At 67.4% G+C, this 18918-nt stretch carries 19 protein-coding genes, 2 tRNA genes and 1 pseudogene; 9 read left to right on the top strand and 13 right to left on the bottom strand.

Annotated features, from left to right (window positions below; all coding sequences use genetic code 11):
- Positions 1-21: 21 nt before the first annotated feature.
- From QSU92_RS02560 to QSU92_RS02585, 6 genes are all read right to left on the bottom strand, one after another.
- Positions 22-97, bottom strand: a tRNA-Ala gene (locus QSU92_RS02560).
- 65 nt (positions 98-162) lie between these two features.
- Entirely contained in the window at positions 163-1062 is a 900-nt protein-coding gene (locus QSU92_RS02565) for a large exoprotein (protein WP_289264625.1), read from the bottom strand.
- Between the two features lie 60 nt (positions 1063-1122).
- Entirely contained in the window at positions 1123-1989 is an 867-nt protein-coding gene (locus tag QSU92_RS02570) for an LLM class F420-dependent oxidoreductase (RefSeq protein WP_289264629.1), read from the bottom strand.
- A 193-nt stretch (positions 1990-2182) separates the two neighbouring features.
- On the bottom strand, positions 2183-3553 hold the full coding sequence (locus QSU92_RS02575) for an HNH endonuclease signature motif containing protein (protein WP_289264631.1): 1371 nt from the start codon (positions 3551-3553) through the stop codon (positions 2183-2185).
- A gap of 141 nt (positions 3554-3694) precedes the next feature.
- Positions 3695-4324 carry a GNAT family N-acetyltransferase gene (locus tag QSU92_RS02580; protein ID WP_289264634.1) on the bottom strand — a complete coding sequence of 210 codons (630 nt, stop codon included), beginning with the start codon at positions 4322-4324 and terminating at the stop codon, positions 3695-3697.
- A gap of 36 nt (positions 4325-4360) precedes the next feature.
- Positions 4361-5173 (bottom strand): UTP--glucose-1-phosphate uridylyltransferase, encoded by an 813-nt coding sequence (locus tag QSU92_RS02585; protein WP_289265794.1) that lies wholly within the window; start codon positions 5171-5173, stop codon positions 4361-4363.
- A 167-nt stretch (positions 5174-5340) separates the two neighbouring features.
- Between QSU92_RS02585 and QSU92_RS02590 the strand changes: the two genes are divergently transcribed.
- The 3 genes from QSU92_RS02590 to mscL are packed head-to-tail and all read left to right on the top strand — an operon-like array spanning position 5341 to position 6773.
- Positions 5341-5937, top strand: a complete 597-nt coding sequence (locus QSU92_RS02590) for a 5-formyltetrahydrofolate cyclo-ligase (RefSeq protein ID WP_289264635.1) — start codon at positions 5341-5343, stop codon at positions 5935-5937.
- A gap of 32 nt (positions 5938-5969) precedes the next feature.
- Positions 5970-6296, top strand: a complete 327-nt coding sequence (locus QSU92_RS02595) for an FmdB family zinc ribbon protein (protein WP_289264637.1) — start codon at positions 5970-5972, stop codon at positions 6294-6296.
- 36 nt (positions 6297-6332) lie between these two features.
- A complete protein-coding gene (gene mscL / locus QSU92_RS02600) occupies positions 6333-6773 on the top strand; it encodes a large conductance mechanosensitive channel protein MscL (RefSeq protein ID WP_289264639.1) in 441 nt (146 codons plus the stop codon).
- 14 nt (positions 6774-6787) lie between these two features.
- Here the strand turns inward: mscL and QSU92_RS02605 are convergent, their stop codons facing one another.
- Together QSU92_RS02605 and QSU92_RS02610 are read right to left on the bottom strand one after the other, a co-directional pair.
- Positions 6788-6982, bottom strand: a complete 195-nt coding sequence (locus tag QSU92_RS02605) for a hypothetical protein (protein ID WP_289264641.1) — start codon at positions 6980-6982, stop codon at positions 6788-6790.
- Between the two features lie 4 nt (positions 6983-6986).
- Positions 6987-10685: an AAA family ATPase gene (locus QSU92_RS02610; RefSeq protein WP_289264643.1), complete on the bottom strand. Its 3699-nt coding sequence runs from the start codon at positions 10683-10685 to the stop codon at positions 6987-6989.
- A 199-nt stretch (positions 10686-10884) separates the two neighbouring features.
- On the opposite strand from QSU92_RS02610, the gene QSU92_RS02615 reads away from it, so the two are divergent.
- Positions 10885-11406, top strand: a complete 522-nt coding sequence (locus tag QSU92_RS02615) for a methylated-DNA--[protein]-cysteine S-methyltransferase (protein WP_289264644.1) — start codon at positions 10885-10887, stop codon at positions 11404-11406.
- An 82-nt stretch (positions 11407-11488) separates the two neighbouring features.
- Here QSU92_RS02615 and QSU92_RS02620 read toward each other — a convergent pair whose 3' ends face one another.
- Positions 11489-13120: a solute symporter family protein gene (locus QSU92_RS02620; protein WP_289264647.1), complete on the bottom strand. Its 1632-nt coding sequence runs from the start codon at positions 13118-13120 to the stop codon at positions 11489-11491.
- Positions 13117-13470, bottom strand: a complete 354-nt coding sequence (locus QSU92_RS02625; protein ID WP_289264648.1) for a DUF485 domain-containing protein — start codon at positions 13468-13470, stop codon at positions 13117-13119. The genes QSU92_RS02620 and QSU92_RS02625 overlap by 4 nt, the downstream gene beginning before the upstream one ends.
- A 192-nt stretch (positions 13471-13662) precedes the next feature.
- Between QSU92_RS02625 and QSU92_RS02630 the strand changes: the two genes are divergently transcribed.
- From QSU92_RS02630 to QSU92_RS02645, 4 genes are all read left to right on the top strand, one after another.
- Positions 13663-14469 (top strand): LuxR C-terminal-related transcriptional regulator, encoded by an 807-nt coding sequence (locus tag QSU92_RS02630; protein WP_289264650.1) that lies wholly within the window; start codon positions 13663-13665, stop codon positions 14467-14469.
- Between the two features lie 61 nt (positions 14470-14530).
- The gene (locus tag QSU92_RS02635) at positions 14531-14878 is read left to right on the top strand and encodes a histone-like nucleoid-structuring protein Lsr2 (protein WP_289265795.1); all 348 of its coding nucleotides are present in this window, start codon (positions 14531-14533) and stop codon (positions 14876-14878) included.
- A gap of 124 nt (positions 14879-15002) precedes the next feature.
- Positions 15003-15287, top strand: coding sequence for a Fe-S cluster assembly protein HesB (locus QSU92_RS02640; protein WP_289264651.1), 285 nt, complete (start codon positions 15003-15005; stop codon positions 15285-15287).
- Between the two features lie 77 nt (positions 15288-15364).
- Positions 15365-15436 (top strand) — tRNA-Arg (locus QSU92_RS02645).
- Between the two features lie 219 nt (positions 15437-15655).
- Here QSU92_RS02645 and QSU92_RS17455 read toward each other — a convergent pair.
- Together QSU92_RS17455 and QSU92_RS17460 are read right to left on the bottom strand one after the other, a co-directional pair.
- A pseudogene (locus tag QSU92_RS17455) lies at positions 15656-15902 on the bottom strand (tyrosine-type recombinase/integrase); the annotation flags it as partial.
- Positions 15903-15953: 51 nt separating this feature from the next.
- Positions 15954-16136 (bottom strand): hypothetical protein, encoded by a 183-nt coding sequence (locus QSU92_RS17460; protein ID WP_333783438.1) that lies wholly within the window; start codon positions 16134-16136, stop codon positions 15954-15956.
- Positions 16137-16548: 412 nt separating this feature from the next.
- On the opposite strand from QSU92_RS17460, the gene QSU92_RS02655 reads away from it, so the two are divergent.
- A complete protein-coding gene (locus QSU92_RS02655; protein ID WP_289264655.1) occupies positions 16549-17727 on the top strand; it encodes a restriction endonuclease in 1179 nt (392 codons plus the stop codon).
- Positions 17728-17850: 123 nt separating this feature from the next.
- On the opposite strand, the gene QSU92_RS02660 is transcribed toward QSU92_RS02655, so the two are convergent.
- Positions 17851-18918 (bottom strand): PD-(D/E)XK motif protein, encoded by a 1068-nt coding sequence (locus tag QSU92_RS02660; RefSeq protein WP_289264657.1) that lies wholly within the window; start codon positions 18916-18918, stop codon positions 17851-17853.

Here is an 18918-nt window from a genome sequence, read left to right on the forward strand (position 1 = left end):
GCGGGCGAGCTCTTCTCGGATTGGTGGACCTGAGGGGATTCGAACCCCTGACCTCTTCATTGCGAACGAAGCGCGCTACCAACTGCGCCACAGGCCCGAGAACCTCCGTTACATTATCACCCTCGTCGGGCAGCCGACGAATGCGGCCGGTCGCTTGGGCGGTCAGGCGCCGGCGGCGCGACGCTCGAGCAGCCGACGGACGTGATCCTCGATCTCGGCATCGTCGACATAGCCCATCCGGGCGAAGTCCGGACCCGCCTGCGCGGCGCGCGCCGCGCGCGCAACCTCGATCGACGGGGGCCGCTGAGCTTCTGCGCGCATCCGCGCCGCCTCGGCGACCGCGGCTTGACGGAGCTCCTCGCGGGCATCCTCGACATCGCGCACAGCAGCGGCCTGCGAGCCGGCCGACACGGTGAGCGGCTTCGGCAGCTCGCGCGGCGCCCATGCCGTCCGTTGGCGGGCCGCCGGCAGCGCGACATCCTGGACAACCGGCGCCTGACGGACGGCAGGAGCAACGGATGCCGCGGACCGGCGTGCCACGCGAGCGGCGACACGGGCCATCTGCGCCAGGACCGCGAGAGACACAACGACGAGGCTCAGACCGCCGATGAGTGCGCCGACCGCTCCGGTCGCGACGGTCAGCCACGCGCCCCATCCGGCGAGACCCAGCCCGCCCAGACCCAGCGACGTCGCGACGAGCCGCACGCGGCGACGAGCGCGAGCCTGCCGGGCTTCCGGAGCCGCCTTGGCTGCGGCCTTCTCGGCGCGTGCCCGTTCGAGATCGATGCGGGCCTGCTCGAGTGCGGCCTCCTCGCGTTCGGCCATCGCGCGCTTCGCGAGTTTCTGCTGCGCTGTTGCCGTACGGGCGGACAGCTCAAGGCGGACCTCGGCCGGCGTCTCACTCGTCTCGGCGAGGACGCGCAGAGCCTGGTTCAGACGGACGGCGTTCCGCTCCGCAGCGTCGAACTGACGACGGCTGTGCCATGAGGGCAGGAGGTAGACCATCCACAGCAGCACCGCCACGAGCACGATCACCCCGCCGCCCAGCACCTGTCCGCCCATGCGCCTAACGGTATGCGACGGTGGCACCCGTTCCCGGCAAGGCGGTTGCGTGTCGTCGCCTCAAATCTGCGCGAGGGTGGGCAACACCTCATCGGCCAACCGCGCCACCTGGCCCACCGGGTCGGCCGGGCGCACCCCGAGAACCACCTGTGTGATGCCGAGCGCAGAAAGCTTCTCCATCTGCGTGAAGAACCCGGGGTCGTGCGGATCCGAGAAGGCACTCACCACCGTCTTCTCGATGGCGTCGTAGTCGGTGCCGAGACGCTCGCAATGACCGCGCAGGACGTCGAGCAGGTGGGCGACGCGCTCAGGGTCATCGGTCGTGAGGTTCACGATCTGGGCGTACTGCGCCACCAGCCGCAGGGTCTTCCGCTCGCCCTGGCCGCCGATCATGATCGGCGGGTGCGGCCGCTGGATGGGCTGCGGGCTCGACAGGGTCTCCGCAAGCTCGTAGTGGGTGCCCCGGTAGGGCCCGTTGTCATCGCTCCACATCTGCTGGGCGATCTGCAGTGTCTCCTCGAGCCGCTCGAAACGTTCTGCGATGGGCGGGTAGGGCACTCCCAGCCCGTGGTGCTCGCGGTCGTACCAGGCGGCCCCGATCCCGAGCATCGCGCGACCCGTGCTCAGCACATCGAGGGTCGTGACGATCTTCGCCAGCAGACCGGGATAGCGGTAGGTGACCCCGGTGACGAGCGGACCGATCCGCATCGTATGGGTGTGAGCCGCGACGAACCCCAGGGTCGTATAGGCCTCGAGCATCGGCTCTTCCGCCGGGGCGACTCGCTCCATCTGGAACCAGTGGTCCATGACGGTGAACTGCGAGAACCCGCCCTGTTCGGCGGTTCGAGCGGTGCGAGAGAGCACATCGGGGATGGTGTCGGGCGCGCCGGGGATCGAGAAATTCCAGAAGTGGAAACCTGCCTGCATGGCGCCACGCTACGACGGCAGGGCGGCATGCGGGCCGGGTTTCGAAGAGTTTCCCCAGACGTTCACCGTCGGCGAAACGAATCAGGCGGACCCACGGTCGCAGGATCGGTTCGTGTGCCGCACTCCACAGTACGACGCACCCGCAGGTACGCCGCACTGCGCGGTACGCCCCGAGCACCAGCTCGCCGATCGCTCAGAAGGGTGCGGGTTCGTAGGGGTTGTCGGTGGGTTCGTCGGTGATCCGGAACTCCAGACCCGGGTTCGTCCACTTCGCCCACAGATCATCCGGGAGATCCTCTTCCGGGGTGAAGTGCACCCCGTGACCGGGTGGGTTGTCGGTGTAGATCCGCCCGGTGGGTGAGGTCCACTCCATCACTCCACCGGGGAGTTGTCGGACTTTCCAGGCGGTGAACTGTTTCATGCTGTGGTGTCTTTGGCACAGGCAGCAGAGGTTGCAGATCTCGGTTTTCCCGCCGAGGGCGGCGTCGTGGTTGTGGTCGACTTCGCATTTGCGGGCGGGCATGCGGCATCCGGGCCACCGGCAGTGTTTGTCCCTGCCTTTCAGGAATCGGTCCATCGGTTTGGTGCGCTGGTAGGTGTCCACCGCCATCGTCAACCCGGTGATCGGGTGGGTCAGCAGCCGCTCCCACGTCCCGTGACTGTTGCCTGCGAGCAGCCGGGCGGTCTTCGCGTCGATGGGTCCGACCCCGGCGAGGTCGCAGGGGACGTCGCTTCGTCCCATGAGGGCCATGACGGGGATCACGACCTGCACCTTCGCCGTGATCGCCCCGAGCCCTCCCGGCTGGTCGCCGGTGGGGTCGATCGCGGGAGTGGAGGTGAGGAGCATGTCGGTGAACAGGTCGGCCCGGACCTCGTCCAGGGACCGGGTGTCGCCCGATCCCGGTTCCCGGGCGGCGATGACCTCATTCGCCTGGTCGGTGACCCGCTGGAAGATCCCCTCGATCAGCACCGTGGAATGCACAGACCGCAACTCCGACATCCCCTCCCCGATCGAGTACCGGACGATCTTCCGCTGCCGGAACGCCTCCCCATGCCGTTCGGTGAGCGACCTGGGGTGCATCCGCTCGGCGATGATCTCCAAATCCGCACGAGCCCGCCCGGGGGTCTCGTCCAGGCAGATCTCCGCAGCGAGCTGATCGAACTCGCCCTTCAGCTCCAGCGGCAGCCGCCGGCCGACGTCCTCGACCACCGCGACATGCGCGCGGGTGATCAGACCGTCCTCCAGGCAGTGCACCGTCGCCGGGTAGTCGTTCACCAACGCGAACGCACTATCGATCTGGCGCTGCACCGACCGGTCCGAGAGCCGCACCGCTGCGGCGATCTCGGCCGCGACACCCCGGAGCGCCATGTCCCGGTCTCGCACCACCGCCGACGACCCCTCGGCCAGCCGTGCGGCGAACGCGCCCGCCTCAGCCAGCGCACGCGTCTGCTCCGCCTCCGCCGCGGCAAGCGCCTCTTGAGCGGCTTCCACCCGCGTGAGCACGCCAGTCAGCTCAACCCGGTCCTCCTCACTGAGGAGGGTGAGCCGCGGGTTCGAACGCATGTATGAAGCATCCCACCCACCTCCGACATTCGACGTCGAAACCTTGAACCACAGGTTGAAGCAGATCGGCGACGGCAGGGGCGGCATCGGGACACCATGCACGCCGTGGGCGGAGGCGGCACGAACCGCAGGCGATCCGGATCAGGCGTGCAGCCGATCCGCCGGCGGAATCGTCGCCGCGTCCTGCGGCACCCGCCCCTCGACCCAGCGAGCGAGCACGCCGCCCGGCACCTCCTCGCGCACCAGCGCGAAGCAGTAGTGGTCGCGCCAGTCACCGTCGATGTGGATGTACCGGCGCCGGAGACCCTCGTAACGGAACCCGAGCTTCTCCACGATCCGCAGACTCGCCCGATTCTCGGGCCGGATGCAGATCTCCATCCGGTGCAGCCGCGCCTCGGTGAAGCACACGTCGGTCGCGAGCGCCACGGCGGTGGGCGTGATCCCGCGTCCCGCGAAGCGTTCGCTCACCCAGTACCCGATGGTGGCGGTCGCCAGCGAACCCCGCGCGATGCCCCACACATTGAGCTGACCGGCGATCTCACCGTTGTACTCCATGACGAAGGGGACGCCGGTGCCGTCACGGTACTGCTGCAGCAGCCGGCGGATGCCCGAGCGCATGTCGAACGAGACCGGACCGTCAGGACTGGTGGCCTCCCACGGCCGCAGCCACGACCGGTTGCTCAGCAGCTCGTTCTGCACGACCCGCGCGTCGCGCTGGCGGATGAGCCGGATCGCGATCGGGCCGTGGTGACGAGGGGCTGACAGGTCCACACACCCCCCTCGCTACGGCGATGGCGCCGTGTCAGGTCACAGCTTCGCCGCGAACTCCTTGAACCAGGGACGCAACTCCGGACCGAGGTCATCTCGGTCGGCGGCGAGCTGCACGATGGCCTTGATGTAGTCCACTCTATCGCCGGTGTCGTAGCGCCGGCCACGGAAGACCACGCCGTAGACGCCCGGTCCCTCGGGGTCGGCAGCCATCTCCTGGAGGGCGTCGGTCAGCTGGATCTCGCCGCCCTTGCCGGGCTCGGTGCGCTCGAGGATCTCGAACACCGACGGCGAGAGCACGTAGCGCCCGATGATCGCGAGATTCGAGGGCGCGTCCTCCTTCGCGGGCTTCTCGACCAGCCCCGTGACCTTCACGACACCGTCGTCGTCGGTCGCTTCGACCGCGGCGGCGCCGTAGAGGTGGATGGAGTCGGGATCGACCTCCATGAGCGCCACGATCGCCGCGCCACGCTTGGTGTGCTCGTCGAGCATCTTGGTCAGCAGCGGATCGCGCTCATCGATGAGGTCGTCACCCAGGAGAACGGCGAAGGGGTGGTCGCCCACGTGCGCCCTGGCACGCAGGACCGCGTGACCGAGACCCTTCGGCTCGCCCTGGCGGACGAAGTGGATGTCGGCAAGGTCGCTGGAGTGCTGCACCTTCGCGAGCTTGGAGTGGTCACCCTTTCGCTCGAGCGTGGATTCCAGCTCGGGAACCGAGTCGAAGTGGTTCGACAGGTTGTTCTTGTTCCGCCCGATGATGATCAGCACGTCGTCGATGCCGGCCGCGGTGGCTTCCTCGACGACGTATTGGATCGCCGGTTTGTCGACGACGGGGAGCATCTCCTTGGGCATCGCCTTGGTGGCCGGAAGGAAACGCGTTCCGAGTCCAGCGGCGGGAATCACGGCTTTGAAAGAGCTACGAGGCACGCCCCCGATTGTAGGGGGTGGATGTTTCCGGGAAAGCACGAGCCGGGCCCGATCGCCGCGCTTCGCCAGGGCCGTCCGCCTAAGATCGACCCATGTCAGACGCGATCGCCGATGCCAAACGGGCGCTCCGCGCCGACCTGCGTGAGCGCCGGAACCTGATGTCGTCGGCCGCTCGGGAAACCGCAGAACAAGGCATCGCCGCGCAGCTGGACGCCCTGGTCGAGCGCTTCGGTGTCCGGTCGATGTCGTGCTTCCTCTCCACGACGACCGAGCCGGGTACGCGGCGATTCGTGTCCGAGGCGGTGCGCCGCGGCATCCGGGTGCTCCTCCCGATCACCCGCACCGACGGGCTGCTCGACTGGGCGGTCGCCACGCCCGACCTCGACATCGCCGAGGGGATGTTCGGCCTGCCCGAACCGGTCGGCGATGTACTCGGCCCCATCGCCGTCAACGACGTCGACCTCCTCGTCATCCCTGCGGCTGCCGTCGGACAGGACGGGATCCGCCTCGGCTGGGGTCGGGGGTTCTTCGACAAGACGATCGGGTCGATGGAGCGCTGCCCTCCGGTCTACGCCGTCATCTACGACACCGAGCTGCTCGACGAGGTGCCGCGCGACGTGCACGACCAGCCGGTGACGGGTGTGGTCACTCCGACGCGTACGATCGATCTCGCGCCCGCCCGACGCTGACCCCCGGCGCACCCCTGACGAAAGACACCGCCATGCCCACCTACGCCTACGCCTGCAAGCAGTGCGGGCACCGTTTCGACGCCGTGCAGTCCTTCGCCGACCCGGCCCTGACGACCTGCCCCGAGTGCGAGGGACCGCTGCGCAAGGAGTACGGCTCGATCGGCGTCACCTTCAACGGCTCGGGTTTCTACCGCACCGACTCGCGTGCCGGCGGCGGCGAGGGCTCCAAGAGCGAGGGCACCAGAAGCGAGAAAAAGAAGAGTGAGAGCGCACCGGCGAGTTCCGGTGGCGAATCGAGCGGGTCTTCGACATCATCGAAGTTCGAGGCGAAGGCCTCCCCCGCGTCCAGCGGTTCGTAGCCCGGCGGTGGCCGGCGACATCGGAAGGCAGCATCGATGATCAAAGGCTTCAAGGAGTTCATCCTCCGCGGGAATGTGATCGACCTCGCGGTCGCCGTCGTGATCGGCGCTGCGTTCACCGGCATCGTCAACGCGATCGTCTCCGGTCTGATCAACCCGTTGATCGCCTTGATCTTCCAGGCCGAGAGCCTCAACGACGTCGTCATCGCCATCCCGAACATCCGGGGCACGACCACCGACTTCGGCATCGGCCTCATCATCGGCGCGGTGATCAACTTCCTCGCCGTCGCCGTGGTGGTCTACTTCGTCTTCGTCATGCCGATGAACCACTGGAAGAAGCGCCAGGAGGCACGCGCCGGGACGGCGACCGAGGCCGCAGCCGACCCCGTGCCGACCGAGCAGGAGCTGCTCATGCAGATCCGCGACCTGCTCGCGTCGCAGCCCGGCACCGGTTCGACCCGCACCCCGACCCCGTAGGCGCCGGGCCCCGCTCAATAGTGGGGCGGCTTCTCGCGCAGCATCCGTTCGTCATTCGGCCCGGAAAGAGCATCGGATGCCGCCGGCGCGGCGTCTTCGCTCTCGTCCGCACTCGCGGGCTCGGCCACCGTGTCGGGCGCGGGCGTCAGCCGCGCTCGTCGCGACCCGGGAACCCGTTCGATGCGCTGGCGGGGCTGGTCCTCGGGCATCGACTTATTCGATGAAGTCGACCGGCTGCGTGTCGGGGTCGGCGGTGATCGCCGGCGCCCCGAGCAGCTCCGCGATCCGCGCGGCGACCCCGGCCGGATCGCTGTACAGGTCGAACGAGTGCACGCGCACGTAGTGCCATCCGAGACGCCGCAGAATCTGCGGGCGGAGGCGCAGCGCCTCACGCAGCGACTCCCCACGGGTTTCGGGGTCGGTCTCGGCGACCACGGCCTTGCCGTTGTACTGGGCGACGAGGGGCAAGAGCCCCCGGTACTGCACGTCGACCGAGACGCCGAGGCGGCGAAGCTCGCGGGCGAGTGACCGGGTGAGCGGGTCGGCGAGATCCTCCAACCGCGCTTCGCGCGCACGGGCGGCGAGGCCGCCGAGGATGCCCATGAGCGTGGCCGCCCCGTGCTCGAGCCGTCCCTCGTCGAACGCGGAGGGACGGATGGATGACACGATCACCATCGACCGGCGCGCACGGGTCATGCCGACCGTGAGGAGACGCTCGCCGTCGGGGGTCGAGAGGTCGCCGAAGTCGCTGAGCACGCGACCGTGCTTGGTGAGGCCGAATCCGAGCGAGAAGATGACGCGGTCGCGGCTCTCGGCCACCGACTCCTCGAGGCTGAGCACGGCGAACGGCTCGGCGGTGTCGCGTCCGACGAAGTCGGCCACATCGGTTCGTCCGGCGAAGGCGGCTCCGACCGCGGCACGGATGCGCTCGGCGTGACGCCGGGACGCCGTGACGACCATCAACGACTCCGACGCCCGGTTCACGGCGTGCTCGACAACCAGGGTGACCACGCGGGCCACCTCGGCGTCGGGGCTCTCGACGGCGCCGCTGATGGGGTCGGGCGCGCCCGTGCCGCCCTCGACGTAGTCGACACTGAGGCTCCCGCGGCCGAGATACGACCCCGCCCAGGGCAGCGACACGATCTCGCCGCCGTAGAAGGCGTCGTTCACCAGCGCGGCGAGGTCTTCGCCCCCGGCGCGGTAGCTGCGGGTGAGAGTCTCAACGGGGAACAGCTCGGAGAGCCGGACGAAGACGCTCTCCTCGTCGAACGGCTCGTCGGGCGCGTCGGGATCGTCGGTCGGGATGGCGGATGCCACCCGGAACGGCGTGGGCTTCTGGGTCACCGGGTCGCCGAAGACCACCAGCTGACCGCCGCGCCGGAGCGCCGGTGCCGCCTCGGCGAGACAGAGCGCCCCGGCATCCGCGATGATCACGACATCGAAGCGGAGGGAGTCGGGAATCAGCGGCACGTCGTAGGGCGAGGCGAGCCACACCGGCGCCAGGGCGCGGGAGAGGGTGGGCGCGGCATCGACGAACTGGGCCGGGCTGATGTCGCCCGACTTCAACGCGCTGCGCAGCGCCGCAGCCTCATCGGCCTCGTCGACGATGCCGATGCGCCACTGGGTGGCCAGCTGCGACGCCAGGAGCGGGCCTGAGGCGCCGGTGTGCGCCTCGTCGACGAGCCTGAAGTCGCGCTCGAGACGATCGACGACGGCCGTGTTGGCACCCAGGAGCGCACGGTCGGTGCGCAGCAGATACTCAAGGGCCGACTGCCACCACGCCCACTCGAGCTCGGCGCCGACCTGATCCTCGGGAACGTGCCGCACCGACAGCTCGGTCAGGAGCGGCTCGAGGCCGAGGGCGGCCAACGCCGAACGCAGCGTCGCGCGTTCGACGAGGTTGTCGAAGACGTCGGACTCGGCGGCGAGTTCGGCAAGCGTACGCACCAGCTGCGACACCGGAATCGACGCGAGCGCGTCGGCACCCGAGCGCCCGAGCACCTCGTCGAGCTCCGCCAGATCGGCGTCGACCCGCTGCCACGCGACCTGCACGTCGGCCAGACCGAAGGGCACCTCGGGAATCACGCCGGCCTCGACATACCGGTGCCACTCGGTGCGCTGCTGCTGCACGCGCAGCAGGGCCTCGTGCATGTCGACGATGTGGACTCCGGGCCGGATGTACTCCCGCGACAGCCGCTTGAGCCGGCGGCGGTTGGCCGCGTTCATCGACGCGGCGTCGCGACGCGGACCGTGGGCCTGGATCAGCTCGCCGAGAGGCCGCTCGAACACGGTCGGACTGAAGCGGTCGAGCGAATCGCGGATGCCCGAGAGCAGGCGCAGCTGCACACCGAGCTCGGCGATGCTCTGGAACGGCCGCATGTGGGTCTGACCCACCACCGCATAGCCGCGCTCGAGGAGGGCCGGAACGTCGGTGCGATGAAGACGGGCGGCCAGGCCGTGGGCGCGACGGGCGTCGGCGGTGGTGGCGAACGAGACGCCGAACCACGGCGAGTCGTGCGGACCGAAGCGGAACTCCCCCAGCCGGGCGACGGCGGCGAGCTTCGCCGCGGCGTCTCTGCGCTTTCCGGCCAGGCGGATGAGCGTGCTGACGTCGAAGCGCGCGGCGGTCGAGGGCGCGGGCGTCAGCGCCGAGAGCTCGGCGAGCCTGCGCAGCACGTCGAGGGTGCAGACGCCGAGGTCGGAGTGCGTCGTCGTGAGCGCGTGACGGTAGTCGCGCAGCACGGTGCGGAGGCGCACGAGAGCGTCATCGACCTCGGCGACGGACGGCTTCTCGGCCTTCTCGTTGCGCCCGATCGCGCGGATCAGATCGCGACGCACGTGACGGGGCGAGACGGTGAGGCCCGGCAGGCCCACCCCGGCGAGGCGGTGTCGGACGCCCTCGAGGGTGGCACGGCGAGCGCTCACGACCAGGACGCGTCGCCCGTCGCGCACGAGCGATCCGACAGCGTTGATGACGGTCTGGGTCCCGCCGGTGCCGGGGAGCGTGTGCACGACGAGTGACTGACCCGACGCGATCCGTGCGAGCACCCCCTCCTGCTCGGCGTCGGCGTCGAGCAGCAGCGCGTCAGCGGCGGGGGGACGTTCGTCGGCGGGGAGGATCGAGGGGACCTCGCGACGGTGCATGACCCGTTCGCGATCGGCAGGATGCCCCGCCAGGGCGTTGAGCACAGGGTGATCGAGGTGCGCGGCGTCACGCGACATGACCGACGCGACGTCGGCGAAGGTCGACACCACCAGTCGCGGCTGCACCTTCACGTTCGGGAGCGAGGCGGTGAGCGCTCGCAGGTGGTCGATCACGGGCTGCGGCTTGAAGACGCCTCCGTCGTACGCGAGCGCGGCGAGCGCCCTCGCATCGACGGTGATGCCGAAGTGGGTCTTCAGCGCCCGGATGAGCTCGGGGTTGACGTGGAACGAGCCGCGCAGCTTGAGCTCGAAGTCGGAGTGGTGCCGCCGGATGGCGAGCGGTCGCAGCAGAACCGGTGCGGTGCAGGCGAGCCCGCCCAGTCGCCAGGAGGCGAGGCCCACCGCGAGGTGAACGGCGTCGATTCCCCGCGACGTGCGCAGCTCGACGTTCTTGGCGGTGATGCGCTCAGCGGCGAGTCGGGCGTTTCGCAGCGCCACCTCGTCGCGGAAGAGGCCCGACAACAGGGTCGAGCGTCCGGTGATGAACTGCGGAAGGCTCCCGGGGTGGGCACCCGTGATCTCGATGCCCTCTTCGCGGGAGTCGCTGTAATGCAGCAGCGTCGATCGTCCACCCAGCTGCGACGCTTGGCGACGCAGTCTCTCCCGCGCGGGGTCGGCGATATGCGCGACCGTGACACCCGGTTCGGAAAGACCGAGGTCGCCGGGGTTCACGGCCGCACCGGGCACGGTTCCTCCCCGGTTCTCCATGACATCGGACTCGACTCGCCACACGACTGCCACACTAAGCGTCCACCTCCCTCCGCGCCGTTAGGCGAGGCGGGTTTTCACGGTATTGGCGACACGCCGAGTGATCGGCCTTTCCTGCACAGGAGCCCGCGATGACCGATCACTCACAGATGGGGCCCCGGCACCCGCGGGCCGGGGCATGACGGGCGAGGATGTCGTCATGATCGCCGCCCTTGCTCCCCGGTTCCTTTTGCACCGCTCCCCCATCGGCGAGGTGCTGATCGTGACGTCGGATGAGGCCCTGCTCACCGTGCATCCGATCCATGGGCCGGCAGAGCCGGAGCTCGAGGGCCTCGCCCGCCGATACGGCGATGTGGAGCACGGCCCCGATCATCCACTCGCCCTGCGAGCCGCCGATCAGCTCGACGAGTACTTCGCCCGTGAGCGCCGGCAGTTCGACCTGCCTCTCGACCTCGGAGCGACGACGGGCTTCACCCGGCTCGCGCTGGAGGCGATCCGGCGGATCCCCTACGGCGAGACCGCCGGCTACGGCGAGGTGGCCATTGCCGCGGGACGCCCCGGCGCGGCACGGGCGGTCGGCACCGCCTGCGCGACCACGCCGTTCTCGATCGTCATCCCGGTGCACCGGGTGGTGCGGGCCGACGGGTCGCTCGGCGAGTACGGCGGCCATCCCGAGGTGAAGCGGTTCCTCGTCGACCTCGAGCGCGCGGCCGGCGTGTAGGCCGCCGGTCGCACGCAGCGGCCCCGCGGGAGTTTCCTCTCCGTGGGGCCGCCGGTCCTGTGGCATCCGTATCGAAGACGCCCTAGTGGCTCGTCGCCTTCTCGGCGCCGAAGCCGGTGAGCGAGCGGACCTCCATCTCGGCCGCCTTCTTGCGGTCTTCGCTGCGACGCGAGGTGACCGAACCGAGCCAGCCGAGGAAGAACCCGAGCGGGATCGACACGATCCCCGGGTTGTTCAGCGGCCAGATCGCGGTGCCCACCTTGAACACGCTCGTCTCCGTTCCCCAGAACACCGGCGAGAGCACGATGAGGATGATCGCGGCGGCGAGTCCGCCGTACATGCTCCACACCGCGCCGCGGGTGGTGAACTTCCGCCAGAACAGCGAGTACAGGATGGTCGGGAGGTTCGCCGATGCCGCCACGGCGAACGCCAGCGCCACCAGGAACGCGACGTTCTGACCCTGGACTGCGATACCGCCGAGGATGGCGAGGATGCCGATCACGATGACGGTGCGCCGGGCGACCTTCACCTCTCCGTCGGGAGGCACGTTCCCCTTCTTCACCACGTTGGCGTAGATGTCGTGCGCGAACGACGCCGCCGCGGTGATCGTGAGCCCCGCGACCACCGCGAGGATCGTCGCGAAGGCGACCGCGCTGATGAATCCGAGGAGCAGCGGTCCGCCGAGCTCGAGCGCAAGCAGCGGTGCGGCCGAGTTGACCCCGCCGGGCGCCGAGGCGATCCGTTCCGGACCGACGAGCGCTGCAGCGCCGTAGCCCAGCACGAGGGTGAGCAGGTAGAACAGGCCGATCAGCCAGATCGCCCACACCACGGAGCGACGGGCCTCCTTGGCGGTCGGCACCGTGTAGAAGCGCATCAGCACGTGTGGGAGGCCCGCGGTGCCGAGCACCAGCGCGATCGCGAGGGAGATGAAGTCCCATGGGTTGCCGCCGTACTGCAGGCCCGGGCCGAGGATCGCATCCGCCGGCTCGGTGACCGAGGCGGCGACGGCGTTCTCGAGCAGCGTGTTCAGGCTGAAGCCGTTGATCGCGAGCACCCAGATGGTCATGATCAGCGCGCCGCCGATGAGCAGGAACGCCTTGACGATCTGCACCCAGGTGGTGCCCTTCATGCCGCCGACGAGGACGTAGACGATCATGATGACGCCGACGACGGCGACGACCACCGACTGCCCCACCGCTTCGTTGATGCCGAGGAGCAGGGCGACGAGGCCACCGGCCCCCGCCATCTGTGCGAGCAGATAGAAGAAGCACACCGCGAGGGTCGTGATCGCCGCGGCCATGCGCACGGGGCGCTCCTTCAGGCGGAAGGAGAGCACGTCGGCCATCGTGAACTTGCCGGTGTTGCGCATCAGCTCCGCCACGAGCAGCAGGGCGACGAGCCACGCGACGAGGAACCCGATGGAGTAGAGGAAGCCGTCGTATCCGTTGATGGCGATCGCGCCGCAGATCCCCAAGAAGGATGCTGCGGAGAGATAGTCGCCCGAAATGGCGAACCCGTTCTGCGGGCCGGTGAAGGAGCGTCCGGCGGCGTAATAGTCCGCGGCGGTCTTGTTGTTCCTACTCGCGCGAATGACGATGAACAGCGTCACCGCGACGAAGGCCCCGAAGATCGAGATGTTCAGCACGGGATTGTTCTCGGCGGTGTCGACCGCGGCGCTGACCGCCGACCCGACGGAGGCGAAGAATTCGTTCATGCGCCGGCCGCCTCTCGCTGCTCGAGTTCTTCACGGATCTCTTCGGCGATGGGGTCCAGCTTCCGGTTCGCGAACCAGACGTAGAGCATCGTGATGCCGAAGGTGGTGACGAATTGGCCGAGCCCGAACAGCAGGCCGACGGTGATGTCACCCCACACGCGCTGCGACATGAAGTCCACCGCGAAAGACGACAGCAGAACGTAGGCGAAGTACCAGACGAGGAACGCGATCGCGAAGGGAAAGATGAAACTGCGTTGCCGCCTCTTCAATTCACCGAAACGCGGCGATTCCTCCACCGCGATGCAGTCGATTCCACCCGGCGGGGCGGACTCGGTACGTCGATCGGACATGTGGCCTCCTTGCACACAATCCCTGGGCGCTGATCGCGCCGGTCCCGAACTGAAGACGCCCACCATCGACGGAGAGCGCCTGCTAGGGTCGACGCTACGAAAGGCGGCGACGCAGCCGTCACCCCCGGAAGTAGGTAGTTCGTGGTCGGTTCGTCAAGCGCTCCGAGCGACGTGCAACTCGTTTCCCGTGCCGTGGGAGACCTGACCCGCCGCACCGGCTTCCCCGTCGCGTTCGGCGGCCTCTCCCGCGACGACGCGATCCATGTCTCAGCCATCTCCGGTGCCCGCACTCGGTACCTCGAGGGGCTTGTCGTTCACCCAATGCGCGGTCTCGGCGGTCGCGCCTACGTCGAGAAGCGCCCGCGGCTCGCGCTCGATTACCGCACCGCGCGCAGCATCACGCACGATTACGACCGCGCCATCCTCGGCGAGGGCATCGCGACCCTCTTCGCCGTGCCGGTCCTGGTGTCGGGGAAGCCGCGCGGCGTCATCTACTGCGGATCGTGGGGCGAGCGCCGCGTCGGCGACGTCGTCGCCCGTCCGGCCTTCCAGGTCGCCGAGGAGCTCGCGACCGAACTCCGCGTCCGCGACGAGGTGGCGCGGCGACTCGAGACCTTTACCCCGTTGCAGCTTCCCGCGGCCGCGATGCCCGCCGCGGCGCGCGAGGAGCTGCGGGAGAGTTACGCCGAACTGCGCAGCATCGCCGCGGGAGTGGATGACGACGGGCTGCGCCAACGCTTGGCGCGCGTCGAGCAGCGGCTGGCCGCGCTCACCCACGACGAGCCGAATCCAGCGACCACCGACATTCACCTCTCCCCCAGAGAGATCGACGTTCTCGCTCGCGCGGCACTGGGTGAGACCAATAGCGAGATCGGCGAGACCCTCGGGCTTCGCGAAGCGACGGTGAAGTCATACTTGAAATCGGCCATGGCGAAACTGGATGTCTCGACCCGCCATGCCGCGGTGATGCAGGCGCGTCGCGCGGGTCTTCTCCCCTGAGAAAGCCCTAATTCGTCGGTGCCGCGCCTTTCGCATCTTCCGCACGCCATAATGTGTGACCATGGCCCGAAAAATTGTGCACCAGCTCGTCGATGATCTGGACGGAACCGTCCTCGAGATCGGCGAGGGTGAAACCGTCCTCTTCTCGCTCGATGGCGTCGCTTATGAGATTGATCTCACCGTTGACAACGCCGCCGAATTCCGGAACGCATTGTCCCGCTATGTCGACGCCGCCCGAACGGTGTCGACCGGCCGGCAGGCCGAATCCGCGGCATCCCGAAAGCGCCGTCGTACCGGACAGACTGATTACACCGCGGTCCGTCAGTGGGCGAAAGACAACGGGTACTCGGTCTCAGAGCGGGGTCGCATTCCGGCGTCGGTGATGGAGGCGTACGAAGCCGCGCAATAAGGAATTGCGCTGTTTTGGTGTGGCGTGAGTGTTGCGTGAGAGAACCCTGGGTATCAGCGCTCTCGCTTGCGATCGCGCGTGAATCTCGGAAACGTGGCTGACTCAACCACGGAAGGAGAAGCACATGCTCACTCTCACCGAGAACGCCGCCACCGCCGTCAAGGCTGTGGTCGCAGGCACCCCCGACGTCCAGGCTGCCGGAATCCGCATCCGCGGAGCCGAGGCACCCACCTCCGGCTTCGAGCTGACCCTGGCCCCGCAGCCCGAGCCTGCGGACGCCGTCGTCGAAGCGGATGGCGCGCGCGTCTTCCTCGACAGCACCGCGCAGGCGGCGCTGGATGACCAGGTGCTCGACGCGCAGATGAACGAGGACGGCTCGGTGCGCTTCGCCCTCGCTGCGCAGGCGTAACGACCTGAAGCTTTACGACGGGCCTCGGTGCAGACGCACCGAGGCCCTCGTCGTCGGCGGATAGACTCGATCCGCCAGCCTCTGTAGCTCAATGGAAGAGCAGTTGCGTCCTAAGCAAACGGTTGGGGGTTCGAGTCCCTCCAGGGGCACAGTTTATTTTGCCTCCGACCAGGTATTTCTCTTCTGGCCAGACCGCCGAGAGGACGTCTTTGGCCGGGTTTTGGCCGCATTCTGAAAATCTCGAGACCGATCCGAGGGCGCCGACAAGCCCCTTCAGCGCACTCCGTCGGACGTCGCAGAACGACGAAATCGACCGTTTCGAGCGTCTCGAGCCCTAGTCGAAGAATTGAGCAATCTGCTCTATACGGCTACTGCGGTCGGGCGTAGCCGGGCTGCGGACCCGCCGGCAGCGCCACGAGCGGCATCGCGTCGTCGAGGCGCGATGCGACGGCAATCCAGCTCGTCGTCGAAGAGGTCGGCGTAGGTGTCGAGCGTCATCGCGGCCGACCCGTGGCCGAGCATCCGCTGCACAGCCTTCACGTTTGCTCCCTAGCTGATCGCGAGCGATGCGGCGGTGTGGCGGAGGTCGTGAGGCGTCAGCCGCGGGATTGATGCGTTGACAGCCTGCGCGCGGCGGACCGCGTTCGCGAACCGCCCCTGTGCGCCTCAGTTGCGCATGTGGTTGACGCCGTCGCCGAACAGCAGTCCTTCCGGGCCCTTGCCGGCGCACGCCTGCTCGATCATCGGAGCGAGCCGCGCCTGGTAAGGGACCGAGCGCTTCTCGTGCGTCTTTGGCGTGCCGCCGACAACGGACATCGTCTTCAGGCGCTCGAAGGTCGCCGTCTTCATCGACGGCTGCTACTGGCATGCCTGTCCCGACCAATTCAAGCCAGCAACCAACGCCACGTACTGGCGTGACAAGATCGCCCGCAACCGAACACGTGACCTGGACACGCGCATTCGACTGGGAAAGCCGGGGATGGCGGGTGCTGCGAATTTGGGAACATGACGACCCCGCATTCGCGGTACAGCGAATCGCCGATGTGGTCACGCAGAGGCGCTCGGGTAGCAGCAGTTGAACCGCTGGATACCGGGGCCTTGACATAGAGGGGATCCCGACGCCGTCCCTGCACCCATGCAAGCATGCAGGTGAGTCCGAGGCGACCGCGTGAGACGTTATCACGCCGTCCGAGAAAAGTTCCAAGGCCTCTCCAGATGCATCGAGTTCTCTGCCACGATCAGAGGATACGAGGAGCGCTGAATGGCCGTTGATTTTGATTCCCTGGATACCGCTGACCTGGTGGTTGACGAGGTGTACGAAGGAGGCCAAAGCACCAATCTTGGCGCTGAACCGCTCAGACGATTGCTGTCGGTAAAGGCGTCGGGGGGCATCCGCTACCTCGGCTCGGCGAGCCGGCCCTTACTGGTCGTCCTGACCACAACAGGACGTAGCGCGGACTGGCCCGATCACCTCGACGCGGAAACTGGCGTCTTCACTTACTACGGCGACAACAGGCGCCCGGGCCGCGAACTGCACAACACTCCCATCCGCGGAAATGAGGTTCTCCGTCACCTTTTCCAGGCCGCCGCGAGCAAAGAGGGACGGGCTGACTTCCCGCCGGTGCTGGCTTTTGCATCGACTGGTGTAGGGCGAGGCCAGCGCTTCCTTGGGCTGGCGGTCCCGGGAGTCCGCGGGCTTCCTTCATCGGAGGAGCTCGTGGCCATCTGGCATTCGACCGGGGGCGAGCGATATCAGAACTACCGCGGGCTATTCACGATACTCGATGCACCGATTCTCACTCGCAGCTGGCTGAACAGTGTCATCAACGGGGCCGTCGCGAATACTGTCGAGGCGCCAGCAGCATGGCGAAAGTGGATCAAGACTGGCGTGCCCGCTCCTCTAGTGGCCCCGCGTACGCGGGAGGTCCGCACCCCAAAGGAGCAAGAGCCTACAACAAGCGCCCAGCGAGAAATCCTGAACTCGCTTTATGGTTACTTCTCTGGGCGTCCTCACCACTTCGAACATTTCGCCGCGCATCTTGTGCAGTTGTATCTGCCCAAGGCATCGGAATTGGAGGTGACGAGGCCAAGCCGGGATGGCGGCCGCGATGCGGTCGGAAAGTATCGACTTGGCACTGGCTTGAGCGGGATTGAGATCGACTTCGCAGTGGAGGCGAAGTGCTACGCGCCGTCCAAAGGGGTAGGCGTGAAACAGCTGTCACGACTCATCTCGCGACTGCGCCATCGGCAGTTTGGGATTCTCGTCACGACCAGCTATCTGGACAGGCAGGCATACGCCGAGTTGAAAGAAGATGGTCACCCGATAATCGTTCTGTCAGGGCGTGACATCGTCGAACTCCTCTTCCAGACGGGCGTGACCGGGCAGGGCTCTATAGAGGAGTACATTGAATCGATTCTTCCGGCCACTTCGCCTGGATAATCCGCGAGGCCCCTGATTACCCACAGCCTCGCAACTCCGAGCTTTCGTTCATCGTCGATCGTCGATCGGAACCGCTCGTTCGATATATCTGAGGCGGATTCCTAATGCGCCGCAGTCCGCCTGTCATGGCACTGCGCCAAGAATCGCCGTAGCGACCTCGTGAAGCCCCGAGGTGGGATTAAGGTCCCCCGACACACGATCTGGGAGTTCGATTCTGAATGAGACGGAGTCAGTGAGCACGTGCTGGTGGGGCGCGATGTCCCTTGATCTGAGCACCTGGATCTGCGGGTCAGTCATGTCGTAGGCGCGTACGAAGCGCGGCACAAAAGTCCGAGTGAAGCGAAGATCGGTCGACATCGTCTTATGGTCGTAGCCGACATCGGCGTTCGCCCCGTACTCACGAACATGCGCCAGAAAGGTATCGATCGCGTCTCGCGCTTCGACCTCGTGAAGTCGACGGACGATCGAATCCACGAGGCCTGGGACGCTGAACGCCCCGTCCCGGTTCTCCCAGGCCAGACCCACGCTGACCAAGAACAACATGGCTTCGCTCTCGCTACCGTCTTCGCTATCGAAGAGTTCAACCTGATGCACCCCCTGAATCTGGTGCGCCGAGGTCGCCCGAGTCGTCGCCTTTACCTCTACGCCGACTCCTCCCAGCGCGAAGTCGCGGCGGGACTCCTTCCAACCGTCCCAACTGCTGACAACGCCGATGACTTGATTGCCGACTGCTCCTTGACAAAGTGCGTCCAAGACAAGGAGTTCGCCCGCGAGACCGACCAATACTTGATCGGATAGCCGAAGCCGTCGGATCGCCAACTCGATGATCGGTTCGGTGCGTCGGAACGCCCCGGCAAGGTCAACGTCCGCGCCGTTGCGCAGTAGCTCAGTGCACACGAATGCCGCGACGTGGGCGAAGTGCCCTGCCGCCGGCAGAAGGAGACGGCTGGCTTCAACCGGGGGGAGCCCAGCGCGACGGAACCACACCTGGTGCTCGAGCAACTCTCGGATGGTTCCCGAAACCGCGACGAGCGGATCGCCTCGCATGAAGATCTCGATCTTTCCGTCGTGAGCTCGCGCAACGCCAACGGCCCCGGCCCGCGTCGCCCACGTGACAGCACGCTCAGTCGCATCTGAGGGATGCAGGCCCTCAATCACAGCTAGGAGATCTTCGTAGTGTGCGGTGTTCAT

The sequence above is a fragment of the Microbacterium sp. ET2 genome (assembly GCF_030347395.1).
GTDB classification, from domain to species: domain Bacteria; phylum Actinomycetota; class Actinomycetes; order Actinomycetales; family Microbacteriaceae; genus Microbacterium; species Microbacterium albipurpureum.